The 20,550-nt window shown below is 40.4% G+C and carries 15 protein-coding genes and 1 tRNA gene; 11 read left to right on the plus strand and 5 right to left on the minus strand.

What is annotated here, in order from left to right:
- Nucleotides 1-11: 11 nt before the first annotated feature.
- A complete protein-coding gene (locus ACFSR8_RS10105; protein WP_380291629.1) occupies nt 12-431 on the minus strand; it encodes a hypothetical protein in 420 nt (139 codons plus the stop codon).
- Nucleotides 432-595: 164 nt separating this feature from the next.
- On the opposite strand from ACFSR8_RS10105, the gene ACFSR8_RS10110 reads away from it, so the two are divergent.
- Entirely contained in the window at nt 596-1,825 is a 1,230-nt protein-coding gene (locus ACFSR8_RS10110) for a metallophosphoesterase (protein WP_380291631.1), read from the plus strand.
- A gap of 98 nt (nt 1,826-1,923) precedes the next feature.
- On the plus strand, nt 1,924-2,220 hold the full coding sequence (locus ACFSR8_RS10115; protein WP_380291633.1) for a thioredoxin family protein: 297 nt from the start codon (nt 1,924-1,926) through the stop codon (nt 2,218-2,220).
- Between the two features lie 72 nt (nt 2,221-2,292).
- On the opposite strand, the gene ACFSR8_RS10120 is transcribed toward ACFSR8_RS10115, so the two are convergent.
- Nucleotides 2,293-2,979: a polysaccharide deacetylase family protein gene (locus ACFSR8_RS10120; protein ID WP_380291635.1), complete on the minus strand. Its 687-nt coding sequence runs from the start codon at nt 2,977-2,979 to the stop codon at nt 2,293-2,295.
- Nucleotides 2,980-2,988: 9 nt separating this feature from the next.
- Nucleotides 2,989-6,294 (minus strand): protein O-mannosyl-transferase family, encoded by a 3,306-nt coding sequence (locus ACFSR8_RS10125; RefSeq protein ID WP_380291637.1) that lies wholly within the window; start codon nt 6,292-6,294, stop codon nt 2,989-2,991.
- A 275-nt stretch (nt 6,295-6,569) separates the two neighbouring features.
- Here ACFSR8_RS10125 and ACFSR8_RS10130 point away from each other — a divergent pair.
- Nucleotides 6,570-6,642: transfer RNA gene (locus ACFSR8_RS10130), tRNA-Gln, on the plus strand.
- 209 nt (nt 6,643-6,851) lie between these two features.
- Here ACFSR8_RS10130 and ACFSR8_RS10135 read toward each other — a convergent pair.
- The gene (locus tag ACFSR8_RS10135) at nt 6,852-7,676 is read right to left on the minus strand and encodes a universal stress protein (RefSeq protein WP_380291639.1); all 825 of its coding nucleotides are present in this window, start codon (nt 7,674-7,676) and stop codon (nt 6,852-6,854) included.
- Between the two features lie 181 nt (nt 7,677-7,857).
- On the opposite strand from ACFSR8_RS10135, the gene rimP reads away from it, so the two are divergent.
- From rimP to infB, 3 genes are all read left to right on the plus strand, one after another.
- Nucleotides 7,858-8,319: a ribosome assembly cofactor RimP gene (rimP, locus tag ACFSR8_RS10140; protein WP_380291641.1), complete on the plus strand. Its 462-nt coding sequence runs from the start codon at nt 7,858-7,860 to the stop codon at nt 8,317-8,319.
- A gap of 13 nt (nt 8,320-8,332) precedes the next feature.
- Nucleotides 8,333-9,565 carry a transcription termination factor NusA gene (nusA, locus tag ACFSR8_RS10145; RefSeq protein WP_380291643.1) on the plus strand — a complete coding sequence of 411 codons (1,233 nt, stop codon included), beginning with the start codon at nt 8,333-8,335 and terminating at the stop codon, nt 9,563-9,565.
- 61 nt (nt 9,566-9,626) lie between these two features.
- Nucleotides 9,627-12,290, plus strand: a complete 2,664-nt coding sequence (gene infB / locus ACFSR8_RS10150; RefSeq protein WP_380291645.1) for a translation initiation factor IF-2 — start codon at nt 9,627-9,629, stop codon at nt 12,288-12,290.
- Between the two features lie 58 nt (nt 12,291-12,348).
- Here infB and ACFSR8_RS10155 read toward each other — a convergent pair whose 3' ends face one another.
- The gene (locus tag ACFSR8_RS10155) at nt 12,349-12,744 is read right to left on the minus strand and encodes an SPOR domain-containing protein (RefSeq protein WP_380291647.1); all 396 of its coding nucleotides are present in this window, start codon (nt 12,742-12,744) and stop codon (nt 12,349-12,351) included.
- Nucleotides 12,745-12,957: 213 nt separating this feature from the next.
- Here ACFSR8_RS10155 and ACFSR8_RS10160 point away from each other — a divergent pair, with 213 nt between their 5' ends.
- From ACFSR8_RS10160 to ACFSR8_RS10180, 5 genes are all read left to right on the plus strand, one after another.
- Nucleotides 12,958-14,250, plus strand: coding sequence for a cytochrome c3 family protein (locus ACFSR8_RS10160; protein WP_380291739.1), 1,293 nt, complete (start codon nt 12,958-12,960; stop codon nt 14,248-14,250).
- Nucleotides 14,251-14,351: 101 nt separating this feature from the next.
- Complete coding sequence (locus tag ACFSR8_RS10165) at nt 14,352-17,609, plus strand: TAT-variant-translocated molybdopterin oxidoreductase (RefSeq protein WP_380291649.1); 3,258 nt, start codon at nt 14,352-14,354, stop codon at nt 17,607-17,609.
- 86 nt (nt 17,610-17,695) lie between these two features.
- Nucleotides 17,696-19,441, plus strand: coding sequence for an NrfD/PsrC family molybdoenzyme membrane anchor subunit (nrfD, locus tag ACFSR8_RS10170; protein ID WP_380291651.1), 1,746 nt, complete (start codon nt 17,696-17,698; stop codon nt 19,439-19,441).
- A gap of 9 nt (nt 19,442-19,450) precedes the next feature.
- Nucleotides 19,451-19,984 (plus strand): DUF3341 domain-containing protein, encoded by a 534-nt coding sequence (locus tag ACFSR8_RS10175; protein WP_380291653.1) that lies wholly within the window; start codon nt 19,451-19,453, stop codon nt 19,982-19,984.
- 10 nt (nt 19,985-19,994) lie between these two features.
- Nucleotides 19,995-20,549: a c-type cytochrome gene (locus ACFSR8_RS10180; protein ID WP_380291655.1), complete on the plus strand. Its 555-nt coding sequence runs from the start codon at nt 19,995-19,997 to the stop codon at nt 20,547-20,549.
- Nucleotide 20,550: the final 1 nt, after the last annotated feature.

The raw sequence follows: 20,550 nt of genomic DNA on the forward strand, positions 1-20,550 counted from the left end.
TAAGTTACATTTTACTTATCTAAAGCCCTTTTTATTCCAGAAGCAAAAAATAACAAATAGGTAAAACACGCTACAGCAATCCAGTAGGTGTATTGTATGTTAAAAACATCAGCTAATTTTCCTTGAAAAGGAAGAATTATGGCGCCACTAAGAATCATCAATATTAAAAATACCGACCCCTGTGATGTGTATTTTCCTAAATCAGCTATACCCAACGTAAAAATGCAAGGCCACATAATTGAGCAAAATAATCCGCCAAAGTAGTAAGCCCCAGAAAAGGCAAAATCGACCAACTGATATTGAAATTGGCCTATATTAAAGTAGGTTTTGCAAAACGGAACAAAAACAGCGTTTGAAGTCCCGATAAATCCCCAAAAGAAGAATACAGTAACGAGTGTTGCAAGCGCTGATTTGTTGTTTTGATTGGTCATAGTCAAAAATTAATCGATTTTTTTAAAATGTCTAAGATAGTAAAATGAGAAACAACGATAGCTAATTAAAACAAGCCAGTCCTGAGGTTTCAGAACGAAAAGCTTTAACAATTTCATAAGACAAAAGGAGTATCTAATATCTATCTTTGGTAAAAAAAATAAGCATGCGTTGGATAATATTTTTATTACTATTCATAGTTATTGATATTTACGCCTTTCAGGCGTTTAGGGCCATTTCCAAAACGGTTTGGATGACTGCCCTGTATTGGGGTGTTTCCCTGTTGGTTTTGGGTAATTTTATCTATCGTTTTTATGGCCTAAGCCGAGCAGATTATGGCAACCCTCAAGCCTATGCCTTTGCCTTAGTTATAGCTTTTTTGGTTCCAAAAATAATTGTGTTGGGCATCATGTTTGCCGAAGATATTTTTAGGGTACCTCAGGCCATTTTTCGTTATTTTACCGAAGGGCCAAATGCCAACGTAAAATATATGCCTTCCCGACGCGCTTTCATATCAAAGATTGCCTTGGGTATCGCCGCCATTCCCTTTGGGGCGATTCTCTACGGGATTTATAACGGAAAATATAACTTCAAAGTTTTGAAGTACACTTTGAGTTTTGAGGATTTACCGGATGCTTTTGATGGCTACAAACTAACCCAAATAAGCGATATCCATTCTGGAAGTTTTGATAATAAGGAAAAGGTGGCCTATGCCATTGATTTGATAAACGAGCAACAAAGTGATATGATTTTGTTTACTGGCGATATGGTGAACAATGAGGCTAGGGAAATGAGACCCTATGTTGATATCTTTAGTAAGCTAAAGGCTAAAGATGGGCTGTATTCCGTGCTGGGAAATCATGATTATGGCGATTATATCCGATGGGAATCGGATGAGGCGAAGCGACAAAATCTCGAAGATTTAAAGCAGATTCAAAAGCAAATAGGATTCGATTTACTTTTAAACGAAAGCCGATATATTGAACGAAACGGCGAAAAAATAGCTTTGGTGGGGGTGGAAAACTGGGGTGCAGGGGGATTTAAGCAGGCTGGCGATTTAAAGAAGGCCGTCAGCAATATTCAAAAAGAAGACTTTAAAATACTATTGAGCCACGACCCTTCCCATTGGGAAAAACAGGTGACTGGAGACGACTACCATTATCATTTAACCTTAAGCGGGCATACCCACGGGATGCAATTTGGCATTGAAATCCCAGGATGGTTTAAATGGAGCCCCGTAAAATGGCGCTATAAATATTGGGCGGGCATTTATGAAGAATTGGGACAATTCATCAATGTGAATCGCGGTTTTGGCTACATTGGGTTCCCCGGCCGTGTTGGGATTTGGCCAGAAATTACTGTTATCGAGCTTAAAAAAGGAGCAAAGACCGTTTAATTGTATGGAAATGTTATATTTATAATGAAATTGCTTATTTTTATAATTAAGTATAGCACTGCCCCTGCCATTAATGCTTTAAATGAATAGATTAAGATATGTCTAAATTTGGGGAATTAATTGACGTTGAAGTTCCTGTTCTGTTGGACTTTTATACGGATTGGAACGAACAATCTACAGCCATGCATCCTGTACTTAGGGATGTCGCTGCCGCTTTGGGCGATAAGGCCAAAGTGATTAAAATTGATGTCGAAAAAAATCAAGAATTGGCCGACGCACTTCGTGTTAAAGGTCTGCCCACATTGATTATTTATAAAAATGGCGAAATGAAATGGCGCCAAAGTGGCGAGCAGGATGCCAATACCCTTATTGATATTATTCAGGAATATATTTAGCGGTTGCTGTCATTCCTGCGGAAGCAGGAATCTTTTTCAGGAGCCATAATACAACTTTTGATTTGAGGGCAACTATTCCAAAGCCTCAAATTTATACCCTTTTGCGCTAAAATGTGCGAGCACTTTCGGCAAGGCATATTGCATATTTTTTGAAGCCTTTACACTATCGTGAAATACAATAATGCTACCGTTAGTTGCTTTTGATAGTACATTGTCCATACATTCTTCTGGACTGACACTTTTTTTCCAATCAAAAGCTAAAACATCCCACATAATAATCTTGTAACCCATCTCAATTAGCTTTCTCCCTTGCTTACGTTTGATTTTGCCATAAGGCGGACGAAATAAATTTACGATTGGAGATTTACAATTTACGATTGCCTTATTGTGAATTTTAGGATTTAGTTTTTGGAATTTGGAGTTTAGTAAACCTTCAGCCATTTTAACATCCTCAAGGTAATCCTTAGTGTTAAACTTCCATCCCTTTAAATGGTGTTGCGTATGATTGCCAATTCGATGGCCGATCTTTAAAACCTTTTGAAAAATTTCGGGATACTTTTCAATATTAGCGCCAATGCAAAAGAATGTGGCTTTGGCATTGTGCATTTCCAATTCATCCAATACCCATTCAGTGATTTCAGGAGTAGGGCCATCGTCAAAAGTCAGGTAAAGGACCTTTTCAGAAGTCTCGATATTCCAAACATAGTTTGGAAATAATGATTTTACAACTTCTGGGGTCTTAACCGGAATTATGGTCATGGCAAGTAGCTATTCAGCAGGTTCAACGCTGCCGCTATCGGCTGGTAAATCGGCATCCGCGCGTGGCTCTACTTCCTCGTCTTCATCACCATAGAAATATTTAAACAACCTTAAATAATTATTAAAAACTTCCCCTTCTTTTTGAGCGAACTCGTCGTCGTATTTTACCAGTACATCCAACAATCCCTTGTAGCGTTGAATATCAGTGTAAATATCCTCAAACATGCGCTCTTGGTTTTCAACTTTGAGACTACTGTAATACGTCAGGTTTTCTTGGTATTTTTTGCTGACATCCAGATACAGTGTTCTTGCTTTTTCCTTAGCACCTGCTTCATAATAAACCCCTACATAAGGTTCGAGCAAAGTGTAATATCCAAAATATTCAACAGGCATGTTTTCCATGGCTATATCCGCAATTTCTTCAGCCTTGTCCAGTTTGCCCTCGTTAATCAATTGTTCAGCAAGCCTTGCTAAATTGCCTCTATATGTGATGGAATTCTTTCGGGTTTCGGTATCGTGATAAATGTTCGGGCTACCGCTATTGCCCCAGTCCCAACCAATGACTTTTTCATACATTAAGTCAGAATCTACGCGTCCCATATCGAAAGGATTTGCACGGTCTATCTCGGTTTTAATAGGTACTAACTTGTAGCACATCCCGTCCAGTTGCAGATAATCCTTCATCCACAGATAGTCGTCGTCACCAAAACTACCGCCAGTAAAATAAATGGGACGTTTCCATTCATTGTTGGCCACTACATCCAACATCAATAATCGGTTTTTGTAAAGTGCTCCGCCTGAAATTTCAACGTCAATATATGGCACTATTTTATCGGCATCTTTTGGCTTTACAATATCACTTTTAAGTGCATTTTTTTTGTTGACAGGAAGGCGTAAATGGCGAGTTGGCAAATAACTTGCATTCAAATCCTGACTTCGGATTCCTGAAATATCCACGCCTTGTTGCTGTAGGAGATATTTGTATTTGGTCCTTGGGTTATCACTGGATATAAAATTTAAAACCTCTTTCAAGTAAAGCGTGTCTGGAACAACTTCCTCCACAATAATATAGTCATTAGTGCCATATTTATACAAATCGTGTGTCAATTGAGAGGGGATAGGATCACTTTCATAAGCCTTCCGTTTCATTTGGTCGATATACCAATCCGTTTGGAACAAACTGGTATTCACGATACGTACATCGGTACGGTAGCCCTCAATTTCCTGTGCGTACCATAGCGCGAAAGTGTCATTATCACCAATAGTGAAGAGAATGGCATTTTCGGCACAGGAATCCAAATACTTTCGGGCCATGGCCTGTGCGGTGTATTTGCCAGATCGGTCGTGGTCGTCCCAGTTGTTGGCCACCAAAATCCCCGGTACTAAAATTAAGCACGCAATGGAAACAATAGGTGCGGCCAATGTTTTTGGCAATGTGTTTTTTAAGGCATTGTAAATAGCATATACCCCAAACCCAACCCAAAGGGCAAATACATAGAACGAACCCACAACGGAGTAGTCCCGCTCACGAGGTTCGAAAGGTCGTACGTTGGTATACACCTGAATGGCAAGTCCGGTAAACAGGAAAAATACCAGCATCACCCAAAAGCGTTTTTTGTCACTATTCAATAGGAAGAACATCCCTATTAAACCCAAAATCAAAGGGAGGAAATAATAGGTATTTCGGGCTTTATTGTTTTTTACGTCGCTTGGTAAATTGTCTTGGGACAAACCGAGGTGCCATTCATCAATAGGTTTAATACCACTGATCCAATTCCCGTGGTTGTCATATTTTCCTTGGATGTCGTCCTGTCTCCCCACAAAGTTCCACATAAAATAGCGCCAGTACATATAGCCCAATTGGTATTCAAAAAGGTATTTGATATTGCTTGCCAAGTCAGGCTTTTCGATATCGATGTAACTTTTATAACGCTTTAAAAAACTGTTGTAATCTTCATAATCTACATTGCCCTGCATCACTTCACCTCGAAAGTCAGAAACTAGTTTGCGCAGTTCGTTTTGCATTTGATATTCAGGTTTCAAACTAAAATTCAAATACCCAGTAAACATCATGTAGTTTTCGGCATGCTCAGGACTCCACATTCTGGGTAAAATAGAGGCGTGGTCTGAATTATAGTTTTGCTTAGCGTCCTTATAATTATTTACTACCACATACTTGCCCTTTTCTTCATCCTTTTCATACTTTGGCTTATCGTCAATGTAGGGGTTGTTTTCATCCAGATAGGCATATTGATCGGTAAACTGTGGGCCATAAAACAAGTGGGTTTCAGGATACTGCTCTAGATTATAATATGCCAATAATTCCCTAGCACTTGAAGGATTATTTTCATTTACCACCACATTCGCATTCGCCCGAATAGGTAGCATCAACCAAGTAGAAAACCCAATAATAACAAAGGTCAGGCAAAGAATACCGGTATTCAAATGCACATAATTCTTTTGTCGGGTATAGCGCAAGGCATAAAAAATCACCGCTACTAAAAACAGTACGGCAATGATAGAACCAGAATTAAATGGCAAGCCAATGCTATTCACAAAAAAGATTTCGAAAACACTGAAAATCTTCAAAATATTCGGTGCCAATAGCTTAAATACAAACAGCAAAATAGCCACCGAAACTACATTGGCGATAATAAAATTGGTAACAGTTACAGTTTTGTAATTTTTGAAGAAATAAATAAGACCAATTACAGGGATGGTCAATAAACCCATAAAATGCACCCCAAAAGACAGCCCGAGAATAAAAGCAATCAAAATCAACCAACGGTTGCCCCGTGGCTTGTCCATATCCTGCTCCCAGCGCAATGCCAGATAAAATAAACAGGACATAATCAAAGTAGCCATGGCGTATACCTCGGTTTCCACGGCATTAAACCAAAACGAATCCGTAAAGGCAAAGGCCAGGCTTCCAACCAAACCACTACCTAAAATGGCAATGCCTTGCTCTTTGGCAATGGTGTTATCGTTTACAACTAATTTTTTCAACAATAAAGTGATGGTCCAAAACATAAACAGAATGGTAAAGGCACTGGCCACAGCACTCATCATGTTCATCATAAGGCCAACAAGTTCGCTATTCCCAAAGGTAAACGTGGAGAAAGAAGCCCCCATCATTTGGAATAATGGTGCCCCCGGTGGATGGCCCACCTGCAGTTTTGCCGCCGTTAAAATATACTCGCCTGCATCCCAAAAACTTACCGTCGGCTCAACCGTTAAACTGTAGGTCATCAAAGCAATTAAAAAAGAGAACCAGCCCAGAATGGTGTTCCATTTTTTAAAATTAAAATCCATCATCAAATATCTGTATTTGTTTGCTGTGGCGAATTTAACAATAAATATGAAACAGCCGTAAATATTATACTTGCGTTAACATAAGTGATTTGGACACTAATTCCACTAATTTGCACAAATGCTTAAACGTACGCTTTATATTGACTTTTTAAAGAAAACCGAATAAAAACCCTCAAGGGGTTATTTAAAATTGGTGAGAATTCGTGGAATTCGTGTCTACAATTTTTTCCCAAAAATACTTGTTCAAATAAAACTTTGTGCTAAATTTGCACCCGCATTGGCCTATGGTGTAACTGGCAACACGTCTGGTTTTGGTCCAGAAGAGTCTAGGTTCGAGCCCTAGTAGGCCAACTGTAGTTTAAAAGTCCTTTCATTTTTTGAGAGGGCTTTTTTGATGGCGTTACCCGCATGGGGTCGGGCTTTCACTACTCAATCCCTCCTGCGTCGGGGATTTCAAACATACCGCTCAATCCCTAACGCACCTATCCGCTAAGTAAATTGTTTATCCAAGCCTCATTCTGTCCTGTAAACTTTGCGCCTTAGCGACTTTGCGAGAAACATCAAATCCGAAACGTCATCACAGGCCGTCTTGCATGGTTAACCAAATCCTCGCTGATACTACCATTAAAAAAATGGGATATGCCCTGCCGTCCGTGAGTGCTCATGCCAATCAAATCCGCATTAATAGATTGCGAAAAATTCATTACACCCTCTTCAATGGTCTTGTCATTATAAATGTGAATGGTACAAAACTCATGTGTAACGGTATCCAAAAAGCCTTGGATGCGGCGTTTAGCCTCGGCGGTAGTCACAAATTTATTGGCGGTAACCACCATCAATAAATGCATTTCGGCTTCAAACAATTTTGCAAATTTTAAGGCCTTCAAAAAGGGCACTTTGGATTCTTCCTTAAAATCGGAAGCAAACACAAAATGACCCACCTTAAATTCGGTATGCCGTTTTTTTACCACCAAAACTGGTACATCCGAGGTGCGCACCACTTTTTCGGTATTAGAGCCAATCAACAGTTCCTTAAACCCACTTGTGCCGTGCGAGCCCATAATCACCAAGTCAATTTGGTACTTTTTGCACACCTGATTGATGGCTTTAAACGTGTCGTGAAACTCGACGGTATCATGTACCGTAAGGCCTTCCAGATAATCCCTGGTTTTTAATTCCTCAAACTTTTTATGCGCCATTTTCATAAAAAACACGGCTTCGGGCAAATCGTTATAGCCTTTTAGGGGGTCAATTTCATGTAGTGGCAAATCCAATACATTCAATAGAAAGATGTCACAGTCGTGCTGTTTGGCCAATTGGGCGGCCACTTCAAGAGCTTTTTCCGCCTGTTCGGAAAAATCGGTTGGGACTAGTATTTTTTTCATGATGGGGAGGTTTAGCTATTCGCTCGATTTTGTCATTTCATGTAGAAAGAGAAAGTTCTTTGAGTTCTTATAAAATTAGGCATAAATTCTTTAAAAATCAATTTAATATCTTATATTTGCGCCGTTGAAAAGGCGAAATTAATTATGAGGGGACGGAAAGTCCCCTCTTTTTATACTTAAAATGTTTAAGGAAAGCGTACAGGAGTTGTTAGGAAACGCGTTGGAAGAACGCCAGGATTTGTTCTTGATTGATTTTGAGGTAAATGCTGCAAATCACATTAAAGTGATATTGGATGGCGACAATGGTGTTTTGGTAGAAGACTGTATGTTTGTGAGCCGTGCCATCGAGCATAATTTGGATAGGGAAGAACAAGATTTTTCACTAGAAGTGATGTCGGCCGGAGCCTCGTCTCCATTAGTCAACAAAAGACAGTATAAAAGGCATATAAACAGAACCTTAAAAGTTAAAACAGCTACCGAAAAACTGGAAGGTGTTTTGGCCGAAGCCACGGACGAAGCCATTCTTTTGGAATGGAAGGCCAGAGAGCCAAAACCCGTTGGCAAGGGAAAGGTAACTGTAAAAAAACAAGCCCAAGTGGCTTACGAGGATATTGTAGAAGCAAAAGTTATGATTAAATTTTAATTCAAGTAGAGTTATGGAGAATGTTGCGTTAATTGAATCTTTTTCGGAATTCAAAGACGATAAACTAATCGACCGTGTTACGCTAATGGCGATTTTAGAAGATGTTTTTAGAAGCGCCTTAAAAAGAAAGTTTGGGGATGATGACAATTTTGACATCATTGTGAACCCGGACAAAGGGGATTTGGAAATTTGGAGAAACCGTATTGTGGTTGCTGATGGTGAAGTTGAAGACGAAAACCAAGAAATCTCTTTAAGCGACGCAAGAAAGATTGAGCCAGATTTTGAGGTTGGCGAGGATGTGTCCGAAGAAGTAAAATTAGTGGATTTGGGAAGACGGGCTATTTTAGCTTTACGCCAAAATCTGATTTCAAAAATTCACGAGCACGACAATACTATTATCTACAAGCAATTTAAAGATTTAGTTGGCGAAATTTATACGGCAGAGGTGCACCATATCCGTCACCGTGCTGTTATTTTATTGGATGACGAGGGCAACGAAATTGTATTGCCAAAAGACAGACAAATCCCCTCGGATTTCTTTAGAAAAGGCGATAACGTTAGAGGTGTTATTGATACGGTTGAGCTTAAAGGCGCAAAACCGACGATTATCATGTCCAGAAGCTCCCCCGTCTTTTTGGAGAAGCTGTTTGAACAAGAAATTCCAGAGGTTTTTGACGGATTGATTACCATCAAAAAAGTAGTTAGAATCCCAGGTGAAAAAGCAAAAGTAGCGGTGGATTCCTACGATGATAGAATTGACCCAGTTGGAGCTTGCGTGGGTATGAAAGGTTCAAGGATTCATGGCATCGTTCGTGAGTTGGGCAACGAGAATATCGATGTGATTAACTACACCAATAACTTACAATTGTTCATCACAAGAGCGTTAAGTCCTGCGCGTGTAACTTCGATTAAACTGGATGAGGAAAACAAACGTGCCGAGGTGATTTTAAAGCCCGAGGAAGTAAGTAAAGCCATTGGTAGAGGTGGTCACAATATCCGTTTGGCTGGTCAATTAACGGGTTACGAAATTGATGTATTTAGAGAAGGTGCTGAGGAAGATGTTGAGTTAAGTGAATTCTCTGATGAAATAGAAGAGTGGATTATCGAAGAATTCAGTAAGGCTGGATTCGATACCGCAAAAAGTGTGTTGGAGCAGGATGTTAACGATTTGGTGAAGCGCACTGATTTAGAAGAAGAAACAATAAATGATGTTGTTAGAATTCTGAAAGAAGAATTCGAAGACTAATACCAATTATTATTAGCAAAATAGGTATTAAATAATATATTTGGGATTTTAAAGGCAATTTATGGCTGAAACAATTAGATTAAATAAAGTTTTACGCGAACTGAACATTTCTTTAGACCGTGCAGTGGAATTCTTGGATTCCAAGGGCATTGAAATTGAAAAGCGTCCGACTACAAAAATCTCTGAGGACACGTATAACGTGCTTGCAGATGAATTTGAGACGGATGCCAATAAGAAAATGAGGTCTCAGAAAGTCAGTGAAGCAAAACTAAAGGAAAAGGAAGATTTGCGTATCAAACGCGAGCAGGAGTTGGAAGCAAAACAGAAGGCCCAGGAAGTTGCAGAGCAAGCGCAACAGGAAGAGGTCATCAAGGCGTCCCCGTCCCTTTCTGGCCCGAAAACCGTTGGCAAAATTGATTTAAACCCGAAGAAGAAGGTTGAAGAGAAGCCAGCTGTTGAAGAAGTTGTAAAAGCTGAGCCACCCAAAGTTGAGGCCAAGGCCGTGGTTGAAGAAAAGGAGACCTCTGAAAAGTTGGCAGCTGATAAGGAAGTTGCAGTTCCGGACGAAAAGGTAAAAACCCAATACCAAAAATTAACGGGGCCTAAGATTGCCGGTGATAAGATCGATTTATCAAAATTCAATAAGCCGAAAAAGAAGAAAGAGGACAAAAAATCCGATGGTGATTCTGATGGTCGAGGTAAAAAGAGACGCAGACGTATCAGTAAAGTTGGGCCAAGTAATGATAATGGTCAAAGAGGCGGTAATCGCAACGATCGAGGCAAAGGCAAAGGCCGAAGAAATATTTTAAAGGAAGAACCTTCTGAAGAAGATGTAAAAAAACAAGTGCGTGAAACACTTGAAAAACTTCAAGGAAAGTCTACAAAAGGCAAAGGAGCCAAATACCGTAGGGAAAAAAGGGATCAGCATAGAGATCAAACCGAAAAAGAGCTTCAAGCTGAGGCGGAAGAAAGCAAAACCCTTAAGGTAACTGAATTTGTGACAGCAAGTGAAGTGGCTACGATGATGGATGTTGGGGTGACCGAGATTATCTCGGCATGTATGTCCTTAGGAATGATGGTGACGATGAACCAGCGTTTGGATGCTGAAACCCTTTCGATTGTTGCGGAGGAATTCGGATATCAAGTGGAGTTTGTTACGGCCGATATCGAAGAAGCTATCGAAGAAGTTGAAGACAATCCTGACGATTTAAAACCCCGTGCACCAATCGTAACCGTAATGGGACATGTAGATCATGGTAAAACCTCGCTTCTGGATTATATCCGTGAGGAAAATGTGATTGCTGGAGAATCCGGAGGGATTACGCAGCATATCGGTGCTTATGGTGTGACTTTGGATAGTGGACAAAAAATAGCGTTCTTGGATACACCGGGTCACGAAGCGTTTACGGCGATGCGTGCCCGTGGTGCTCAGGTTACAGATATTGCCATTATCGTTGCCGCTGCAGATGACGATATCATGCCTCAGACAAAGGAGGCCATTTCCCACGCCCAAGCGGCGGGAGTGCCTATCGTTTTCGCAATTAACAAAATTGATAAGCCCGATGCCAATCCGGAAAAGATTAAAGAAGGTTTGGCCAATATGAATTTATTGGTTGAAGATTGGGGAGGTAAAATCCAATCCCATGATATCTCTGCAAAGTTTGGAACGGGAGTCAAAGAATTATTGGAAAAGGTATTGCTTGAAGCTGAATTATTGGAGTTAAAAGCAAATCCTGACAAACAGGCCTTGGGTACTGTAGTAGAAGCATATTTGGATAAAGGTCGTGGTTATGTATCTACTATCTTGGTTCAGGCAGGAACGTTACGTGTGGGTGATTATGTCCTTGCCGGGCAACACAGTGGTAAGGTGAAAGCCATGCACGATGAAAGAGGGAAAGATGTTGAAGAGGCTGGGCCATCTACTCCTGTATCAATTTTAGGTTTGGACGGGGCGCCACAGGCAGGTGACAAGTTCCATGTCTTTGAGGACGAAAGAGAGGCTAAGCAAATCGCAGCCAAACGTTCTCAATTGCAACGTGAGCAATCCGTAAGAACCCAACGTCATATTACTCTTGATGAAATCGGTCGTCGTATTGCATTGGGTGATTTCCAAGAGTTGAATATTATCCTTAAAGGTGATGTGGACGGCTCTGTTGAGGCATTGACGGATTCATTCCAGAAATTATCTACAGAAGAAATCCAAGTAAATATTCTTCATAAGGGTGTTGGTGCAATTACAGAAAGTGACGTACTATTGGCTTCTGCTTCGGATGCCATTATCGTTGGATTTAATGTACGCCCTGTTGGAAACGCAAGGGACATTGCCGATAAAGAAGAAATCGATATCAGAACCTATTCCATCATTTACGACGCGATTAACGACTTGAAGGATGCCATGGAAGGTATGTTATCTCCTGAATTGAAGGAGGAGGTTACAGGTACGGCAGAAATCCGAAACATTTTCAAAGTATCCAAAGTTGGAAGTATTGCTGGATGTATGGTTACTAATGGTAAGATTTTTAGAAACTCTGGTGTACGCGTTATTCGGGATGGTGTGGTTGTATTCACTGGTGAGTTAGCATCGTTAAAACGATTTAAGGACGATGTAAAAGAAGTCGCCAAAGGCTACGACTGCGGTATGCAGATTAAAAACTACAATGACATTAAAGAAGGCGACATTGTCGAGGCCTTCCATGAAGTTGAGGTGAAGAAAAAATTGAAGTAATTATAAAAAAAAAAGCGAACCATTGGGTTCGCTTTTTTTTATTTCTCAATAGTCATGGCTATTTCTTTTTCTTAGGTTTAAAAATAAAAGCACTTGAAAAGGTTCGCTTTATTTTTTGAAGAGCTCTATCTGCCTCCAAGCGCGTGCTAAAATTACCGGCCCAAACTTTAAAATTTGGGGTTTCATAATGCATCACCGGACGCCACTGGCTATAAGTGTTTGAAAATTCGGTTTGCGCAGATTGAGCGCCCGAGCGGTTCCCAGAATAAATTTGGATTTTATAGCGTCTCGAATCCGTTTCGTCCCGGTTCATTTCTTTTTTTATGTCCAACAACTTTGTGATTTTTTCATCCTGATTGATGGTCACACTACCCTCTTGCGCATAGCTATGAATTGCCATAAAAATTGTGCAAAAACTTATGATGAAAGCGGTTTTTGAATGGAATGCGTTCATTTTTAATTATATTTATGCAAATGTAAACCTTAATAACTGAATTAGTTGCAAATTTATTATTTAGAATCTCTCTAAATTAGTAGTTAACGAAGCGTTAACATTTTGGGTATCGAGTTTAAATATTACTTTTGCCTGAGATTTTACAACTGCGTTTTTTCCATTAATTTTATGAAAAAACCGTACCAAAGTTTAGAAGTTAATATAACCAACAATATGAAACAGGTGATTCACCGTAGATTAAGCAACACGTTTCTTCATTTTAGCTTAATTATATTATTAGCGTTTACTACATCGATTTCGGCTCAGGAAGGAGACCCAGCAAAAGGAAAATCTTTATTTAATGCGAATTGTGCCGCTTGTCACCAATTGGACAAGAAGATGACCGGCCCTGCATTGCGTAATGTTGAGGCCAGATTGTCAGAAGAGCAAGGTTTGGACAGGGATTGGATTTACGCCTGGATCAGAAATAGTGCCGGGGTTATCAAATCTGGTGACGCTTATGCCAATAAAATCTACAATGAGTACGGTGGTGCTGCGATGACGGCCTTCCCTCAATTATCAGACGAGGATTTAAATAACATTTTGGCTTATACTGCTGAAGAGAAAAAAGCACCTGTAGCTGCGGCTGTTGCTGTAACTCCTGAAGGAGGAGGCGGTAATTCTGGTGGAATTTCCAATGAAATTATTCTTGGTGCTCTGGCTATTCTATTTATTCTTTTAGCACTTGGATTGTATTTGGTAAACAAAACATTGCGTCGTTTTGCTACTGCTCAGGGTGTCGAATTACCGGCATCTTCTTCAAGGACGCCATTGTGGAAGGCTTTTGTGCAAAACCAATTTTTAATGTTGGTTACGGCTATTTTCTTTTTGTTGGCCAGTGCATATTTTGCTTACGGGTACTTTATGCAGATTGGTGTGGACCAAGGGTATCAGCCCGTGCAACCGATTCATTTTTCACATAAAATTCATGCAGGCGATAACGGTATCGATTGTAAGTATTGCCACTCTTCTGCTAGGGTGAGCAAAACTTCCGGTATTCCTTCGCTTAACGTATGTATGAACTGTCATAAATCCATTTATGAGTACAATGGTGAAACGTCCGTGGAATACTCCAAGGAGTTTTACGATGGCGAAATCAAAAAATTATACGCAGCGGCAGGATGGGATGATGCTGAGCAAAAATATACCGGAGACTCGCAACCTGTAAAATGGGTTCGTATCCACAATTTACCTGATTTTGCCTACTTCAATCACTCACAGCACGTTACAGTTGCTGGTGTGGAATGTCAAACCTGTCACGGTCCAGTTGAGGAAATGGAGATTTTATATCAATATTCACCTCTAACCATGGGATGGTGTATCAACTGTCACAGAGAAACCAATGTGGATGTAAAAGACAACGGCTATTACGAAAAGATTCACGAAGAACTTTCCAAAAAGTATGGTGTTGACCAATTAACGGCAGCGCAAATGGGAGGTTTGGAATGTGGTAAGTGTCATTATTAAAATAAAATTAAATTACGATTGACGATTTACGAATGACGGAAGTGAAGCATCACATGAAATTAGAATCGTAAATCCGAAATCAAAAATCGTAAATAAATACTATGTCATCAAACAAGAAATACTGGAAAAGTGTTGAAGAGCTAAAAGATAGCTCAATTGTTGAGACGCTAAAACACAACGAATTTGTAGAAGAGATTCCTACCGATGAATTTTTGGGTGATAAGGAAACTTTGGAGGCTACTTCTACCTCACGTCGTGATTTCTTAAAATATGTTGGTTTTACCACTGCGGCCGCTTCATTAGCGGCATGTGAAGGGCCAGTGAAGAAATCAATTCCTTACGTGGTACAGCCGACGGAAATTATTCCTGGTGTTGCTAACTATTATGCAACTACCATTGCAGATGGTTACGATTTTGCAAGTGTTTTGGTAAAAACCCGTGAGGGACGTCCTATTAAGATTGAAAACAACACGATGGCTGGTAGTGGTGCCAATGCCAGAGTGAATGCTTCGGTTTTAGGATTGTATGATAGCCTAAGGGTTATGGGGTCTAAGAAAGGAGGCGAATCTATTTCTTGGGATGATTTTGATGCTGAAACTTCTAAAGCTTTAACGGATATTGCGGCGGCAAATCAATCAATTGTATTGTTGACGCAAACTTTTGCAAGTCCGTCCACAGATAAATTGGTAGGTGAGTTTACTGAGAAATATGGTAACGTTAGCCATGTTCAATATGATGCGATTTCAGAATCTGCGGCTTTGGATGCTTACCAAGCAAAATACGGAGAAAGAGGCCTAGCGAATTACGATTTTTCAAAGGCGATGACCATCGTTTCAGTTGGTGCAGACTTCCTTGGAGATTGGCAAGGCGGTGGCTTTGATTCAGGATATTCTAAAAACAGAGTGCCGGACCATGGTAAAATGTCTCGTCATATTCAGTTTGAATCTAATATGTCGTTAACTGGTGCTAACGCGGATAAGCGTGTGCCATTAACGCCAAGCCAACAAAAACAAGCTCTGGCTAAATTGTATAGTTTGGTTGTTGGTGGAGCTGTTTCAACTGATTTGCCAGAAGCGATTAATGAGGCAGTTGCAAAAGCGGCTTCAGCATTAAAGAAAGCCGGAAGCAAAGGTGTCTTGGTGACTGGAATTCAAGATGTGAATGCCCAAACTGTAGCTTTAGAAATAAATGCGGCTTTGGGAAGTAAAGCTTTCGATCCAGGCACGCCGATTAAAACACGTCAAGGCAACGATAAAGCGGTAGCAAAATTAGTTGCTGATATGAAGGCCGGAAAGGTTGGGGCTATCATCATGAGTGGTGTGAATCCTGCTTATACTTTGCCAAATTCGACTGATTTCCTTGAAGGACTAGGAAAAACAAAATTGTCCGTAGCGTTTTCTCTGAAAGAAGACGAAACTTCTACGGCATGTGATTATATCGCTGCAGCACCTCACTATTTAGAATCTTGGGGTGATGTGGAATTGAAAAAGGGACACTTTGGTTTAACACAGCCAACGATTCGTCCTTTGTTCGATACAAGACAATTTCAGGAAGCTTTGTTAAAGTGGACTGGAAATGACAGTTCATATTTGGACTACATCAAAGCCACCTGGAATGATGGAATTTTAGGAGGTAGTTCTTTCAACCAAGCCTTGCACGATGGTATTTTCGTTGCGGGCGGTGCTTCTGGAAATGGAGTAAGTGGATCTCACACGGTTGAAACGACTTCTACTAAACTAAAAGATAAAAAAGATAGAACTTTTGTTGGAGGCATTATCCATGATGTTGCCGTTGGTGTTGGTATCAAAGACGAGGATAAAAATGAGTTTGTTACCACAACATCTTCCCAAACGATAGATGCTGGAGGAGCTAACGGTAGTGCAGGCATTGTAAGTGGAGTAAGTGCTGCAAGGGCCTTAGCAAAATCTTCAAAATCTGATGGTTTAGAATTAACATTATATGCCAAAACAGGTATGGGTGACGGTCAACAAGCCAACAACCCATGGTTGCAAGAATTCCCTGATCCGATTACAAGAACGGCTTGGGATAACTATTTAACCGTTTCCAAAGCTGATGCCGATGCATTAGGTTTAGAAAATACCCACGTGGCTAACGGTGCTTTGAATAGTAACTATGCAAAAGTTACTGTTAATGGTGTTTCGGTTACCGTGCCTGTTATAATTCAACCAGGTCAGGCCAAAGGTTCTGTTGGATTGGCGTTTGGGTATGGCAAGACCCAAGGCATGAAAGAAGAAATGCAAGTAGGTGTAAATGCCTATCCATTATATCAGGATTTCAACAACGTACAGAGCGTTACTGTTGAAGCTGTTGGCGGAGAGCATGAATTTGCCTGCGTACAGTTGCACAATACCCTGATGGGACGTGGGGATATCGTAAAGGAAACCACTTTAGAAATCTTCAATACCTATGATAGGGAAGACCACGAGCACGGTTGGAACAAAGTACCAAAAGTATCTTTGAACCACGAAGAAACACCTGTAACTTCTCCTGAAGTGGATTTATGGGATGAGTTTGACCGTTCTATCGGACATCACTTCAATCTATCTATTGATTTAAATGCCTGTACGGGATGTGGTGCCTGCGTGATTGCTTGTCACTCTGAAAATAACGTACCTGTAGTTGGGAAAACTGAAGTACGTCGTAGTCGTGATATGCACTGGTTGCGCATCGATAGATATTATTCTTCGGAAGAGTCCTTTGAAGGAGACAATTCCAAAAAAGATAATATTTCTGGTTTAGGAAGCTCATTAAGTGAGTTTGGTGAAATGGAAAATGCAGCAGATAACCCTGAAGTAGCATTCCAGCCAGTAATGTGTCAGCACTGTAACCATGCGCCTTGTGAAACTGTTTGTCCTGTAGCCGCAACCTCTCACGGTCGTCAAGGTCAAAACCATATGGCGTACAACCGTTGTGTAGGTACAAGATACTGTGCCAACAACTGTCCTTACAAAGTGCGTCGTTTCAACTGGTTCTTATATAACGGCAATGATGAATTCGATTACCATATGAATGACGATTTAGGCCGTATGGTGTTGAATCCAGATGTTGTGGTGCGTTCACGTGGTGTAATGGAAAAATGTTCAATGTGTATTCAGAAGACACAGAAAACCATTTTGGATGCCAAACGTGACGGACGCCAGATTAAGGATGGAGAATTCCAAACGGCTTGTTCGGCAGCATGTAACAATGGTGCCATGGTATTTGGAGATATCAATGATAAGGAAAGTAAAGTTGCAAAACTTAAGGAAGATAATCGTATGTATCACTTGTTAGAGCATGTTGGCACAAAACCAAACGTGATTTACCAGACCAAAGTGAGAAATACAACCGAAGCATAATTTTAAGTAGCAAAGTAAAAAGTTGAGAAGTTTAAAAGTGCTTTTACTTTAAACTTTTAAACACATAAACAATTAAACAATTAAATATGGCGTCTCATTACGAAGCACCTATTAGAAGACCTTTAGTTACAGGCGAGAAATCATACCACGATGTTACCGTGGATGTGGCCAAACCTGTAGAAGGAAAAGCCAATAAGCACTGGTGGATAGTTTTTGGTATCTCACTTGCCGCTTTTCTTTGGGGAATTGGATGTATCATTTATACCATATCAACGGGTATCGGTACTTGGGGTTTGAATAAAACCGTAGGTTGGGCCTGGGATATTACCAACTTCGTTTGGTGGGTAGGTATTGGTCACGCGGGAACGCTGATTTCAGCGGTATTGTTGCTCTTCCGTCAAAAGTGGAGAATGGCCGTAAACCGTTCCGCGGAAGCGATGACCATTTTCTCGGTAGTACAGGCTGGTTTATTCCCGATCATTCACATGGGGCGTCCTTGGTTAGGCTATTGGGTATTGCCAATTCCAAACCAATTCGGGTCGCTATGGGTAAACTTCAACTCACCATTGCTTTGGGACGTATTTGCGATTTCAACGTATCTATCGGTATCCTTAGTATTCTGGTGGACAGGTTTATTGCCAGATTTCGCAATGATTCGCGATAGAGCAGTTAAGCCATTTCAAAAGAAAATATATTCCTTATTAAGTTTCGGATGGTCCGGTCGTGCAAAGGACTGGCAACGTTTTGAAGAAGTGTCTTTGGTACTTGCTGGTTTAGCAACACCACTAGTACTTTCTGTACACACAATTGTATCCTTTGACTTTGCCACTTCGGTAATTCCAGGTTGGCATACCACTATCTTCCCACCGTATTTCGTTGCGGGAGCGGTATTCTCTGGATTTGCGATGGTGAACACGCTTTTGATTATTATGAGAAAAGTGTGTGATTTAGAAGATTATATCACAGTACAACATATCGAATTGATGAACATCGTCATCATGATTACGGGTTCTATCGTTGGTGTGGCATACATCACCGAGCTATTTATCGCTTGGTACTCAGGTGTGGAATATGAGCAATACGCCTTCTTAAATAGAGCAACCGGACCTTACTGGTGGGCCTATTGGGCGATGATGACCTGTAACGTATTTTCGCCACAATTTATGTGGTTCAAAAAATTAAGAACAAGCATCATGTTCTCTTTCTTTATATCGATTGTGGTAAACATCGGAATGTGGTTTGAACGTTTTGTAATTATCGTAACCTCATTGCATAGGGATTACTTGCCATCGTCATGGACTATGTTCTCGCCAACCTTTGTGGATATTGGGATATTTATCGGTACCATTGGATTCTTCTTTGTGTTGTTCTTACTTTATTCTAGAACATTCCCTGTAATTGCACAGGCTGAGGTGAAGACCATCTTGAAATCTTCTGGTGAGCGTTACAAAAAGATTAGGGAAAGAGGTGATAGTTTAGTGGGTACAGGTGCCGATGAACGTACTTCAGGAAAATCAGCAACAGTGGCTCCAACCTCTGAGGCTCCTAAAACAGAGGTTTCAGATGAAGATAAATCTGCAATGACCGACTCACTTTTATCAAGTATTGGTGCGTTTGATGCATCTACTCAGACGGCAGACGACTTGAAGAAAATCAGTGGTGTTGGTCCAAAAATGGAACAAGTTTTAAACAGTATTGGTATCTACACTTTCCTTCAGGTAAGCAAGATGACCAAAAAAGAATATGATTTGTTGGACAGTATCACAGGTTCTTTCCCGGGTAGGGCAGAACGTGACGATTGGGCCGGGCAAGCTAAAAAATTAATAAACTAAACATAGTCAATGGAAGCTTCAAAAGTTATTCACGCTATCTATACTGATGATGATGTATTAATGTCGGCCGTTAAAAAGGTGAAGGCAGCAAAACATCATATCGAAGAAATATATACACCGTTTCCGGTACACGGGCTAGACAAAGCAATGGGCTTGGCGCCAACCAGAATTGCGATTACATCGTTTATGTATGGGTTGGTTGGTTTATCGGTTGCCATTACCATGATGAACTTCATCATGATTGAGGATTGGCCTCAAAATATTGGAGGCAAGCCTAGCTTTAGCTATTTGGAAAATATGCCGGCTTTTGTGCCGATTATGTTTGAGTTGACGGTATTCTTTGCAGCGCATTTAATGGTAATCACTTTCTATTTAAGAAGTAGGATGTGGCCGTTTAAAAAAGCTGAGAATCCAGATCCAAGAACTACAGACGACCATTTTTTAATGGAAATTGCGGTGCATGGTAATGAGAGCGAGTTACAAAGTTTACTTGCCGAAACAGGTGCAGTTGAAGTTAATATAGTTGATAAAGAAGCGCATTAATATAATTTATATGAAAAGCTTAATTAGAATAGCATTTGTAGCAGTTGTTTTAGTAGCTGTGTCGTGTAAGACGGATACTGCTCGTAACTATGAGTTTATGCCAAACATGTACGAACCCGTAAGTTATGAAACGTATGGTGAAAATGACATGTTTGAAAATGAAATGGCTTCAAGAACCCCGGTTGAAGGAACTGTGCCAAGAGGGTCTGTGCCGTTTGATATTGAAAATTCCACAGCAGGTTATGAATTGGCCAAGGCTACAATCACTTGTCCGTTAGACTCAACTCAAGTAGATTTGGATAGAGGAAAGGAATTGTATGATATTTATTGTGGCATCTGCCATGGCAACAAAGGCGATGGCCAAGGTAAGTTGGTAAAGCGCGAAAAGATTTTGGGTATTCCAAGTTATGATGATGCAGGTAGAGCTATCAACGAAGGCAGTATTTACCATACGATTTACTATGGTAAAAACGCTATGGGGAGTTATGCAAATCAGTTGAACGAGGAAGAACGTTGGCAGGTTGTGTCTTATGTTCTAAAGTTAAAAGCAGATTTAGAAAAGTAAT

This window comes from Hyunsoonleella rubra (assembly GCF_042684665.1).
GTDB classification, from domain to species: domain Bacteria; phylum Bacteroidota; class Bacteroidia; order Flavobacteriales; family Flavobacteriaceae; genus Jejuia; species Jejuia rubra.

Bases quoted from the DNA above. Each gene is read 5' to 3' on its own strand.
- nusA (WP_380291643.1), top strand. From the start codon at position 8,333: ATGGAGAATGTTGCGTTAATTGAATCTTTTTCGGAATTCAAAGACGAT.
- ACFSR8_RS10115 (WP_380291633.1), top strand. From the start codon at position 1,924: ATGTCTAAATTTGGGGAATTAATTGACGTTGAAGTTCCTGTTCTGTTG.
- ACFSR8_RS10105 (WP_380291629.1), bottom strand. From the start codon at position 431: ATGACCAATCAAAACAACAAATCAGCGCTTGCAACACTCGTTACTGTA.
- ACFSR8_RS10125 (WP_380291637.1), bottom strand. From the start codon at position 6,294: ATGATGGATTTTAATTTTAAAAAATGGAACACCATTCTGGGCTGGTTC.
- ACFSR8_RS10180 (WP_380291655.1), top strand. From the start codon at position 19,995: ATGAAAAGCTTAATTAGAATAGCATTTGTAGCAGTTGTTTTAGTAGCT.
- ACFSR8_RS10175 (WP_380291653.1), top strand. From the start codon at position 19,451: ATGGAAGCTTCAAAAGTTATTCACGCTATCTATACTGATGATGATGTA.
- rimP (WP_380291641.1), top strand. From the start codon at position 7,858: ATGTTTAAGGAAAGCGTACAGGAGTTGTTAGGAAACGCGTTGGAAGAA.
- ACFSR8_RS10120 (WP_380291635.1), bottom strand. From the start codon at position 2,979: ATGACCATAATTCCGGTTAAGACCCCAGAAGTTGTAAAATCATTATTT.
- ACFSR8_RS10165 (WP_380291649.1), top strand. From the start codon at position 14,352: ATGTCATCAAACAAGAAATACTGGAAAAGTGTTGAAGAGCTAAAAGAT.
- ACFSR8_RS10155 (WP_380291647.1), bottom strand. From the start codon at position 12,744: ATGAACGCATTCCATTCAAAAACCGCTTTCATCATAAGTTTTTGCACA.
- ACFSR8_RS10110 (WP_380291631.1), top strand. From the start codon at position 596: ATGCGTTGGATAATATTTTTATTACTATTCATAGTTATTGATATTTAC.
- ACFSR8_RS10160 (WP_380291739.1), top strand. From the start codon at position 12,958: ATGAAACAGGTGATTCACCGTAGATTAAGCAACACGTTTCTTCATTTT.
- nrfD (WP_380291651.1), top strand. From the start codon at position 17,696: ATGGCGTCTCATTACGAAGCACCTATTAGAAGACCTTTAGTTACAGGC.
- infB (WP_380291645.1), top strand. From the start codon at position 9,627: ATGGCTGAAACAATTAGATTAAATAAAGTTTTACGCGAACTGAACATT.
- ACFSR8_RS10135 (WP_380291639.1), bottom strand. From the start codon at position 7,676: ATGAAAAAAATACTAGTCCCAACCGATTTTTCCGAACAGGCGGAAAAA.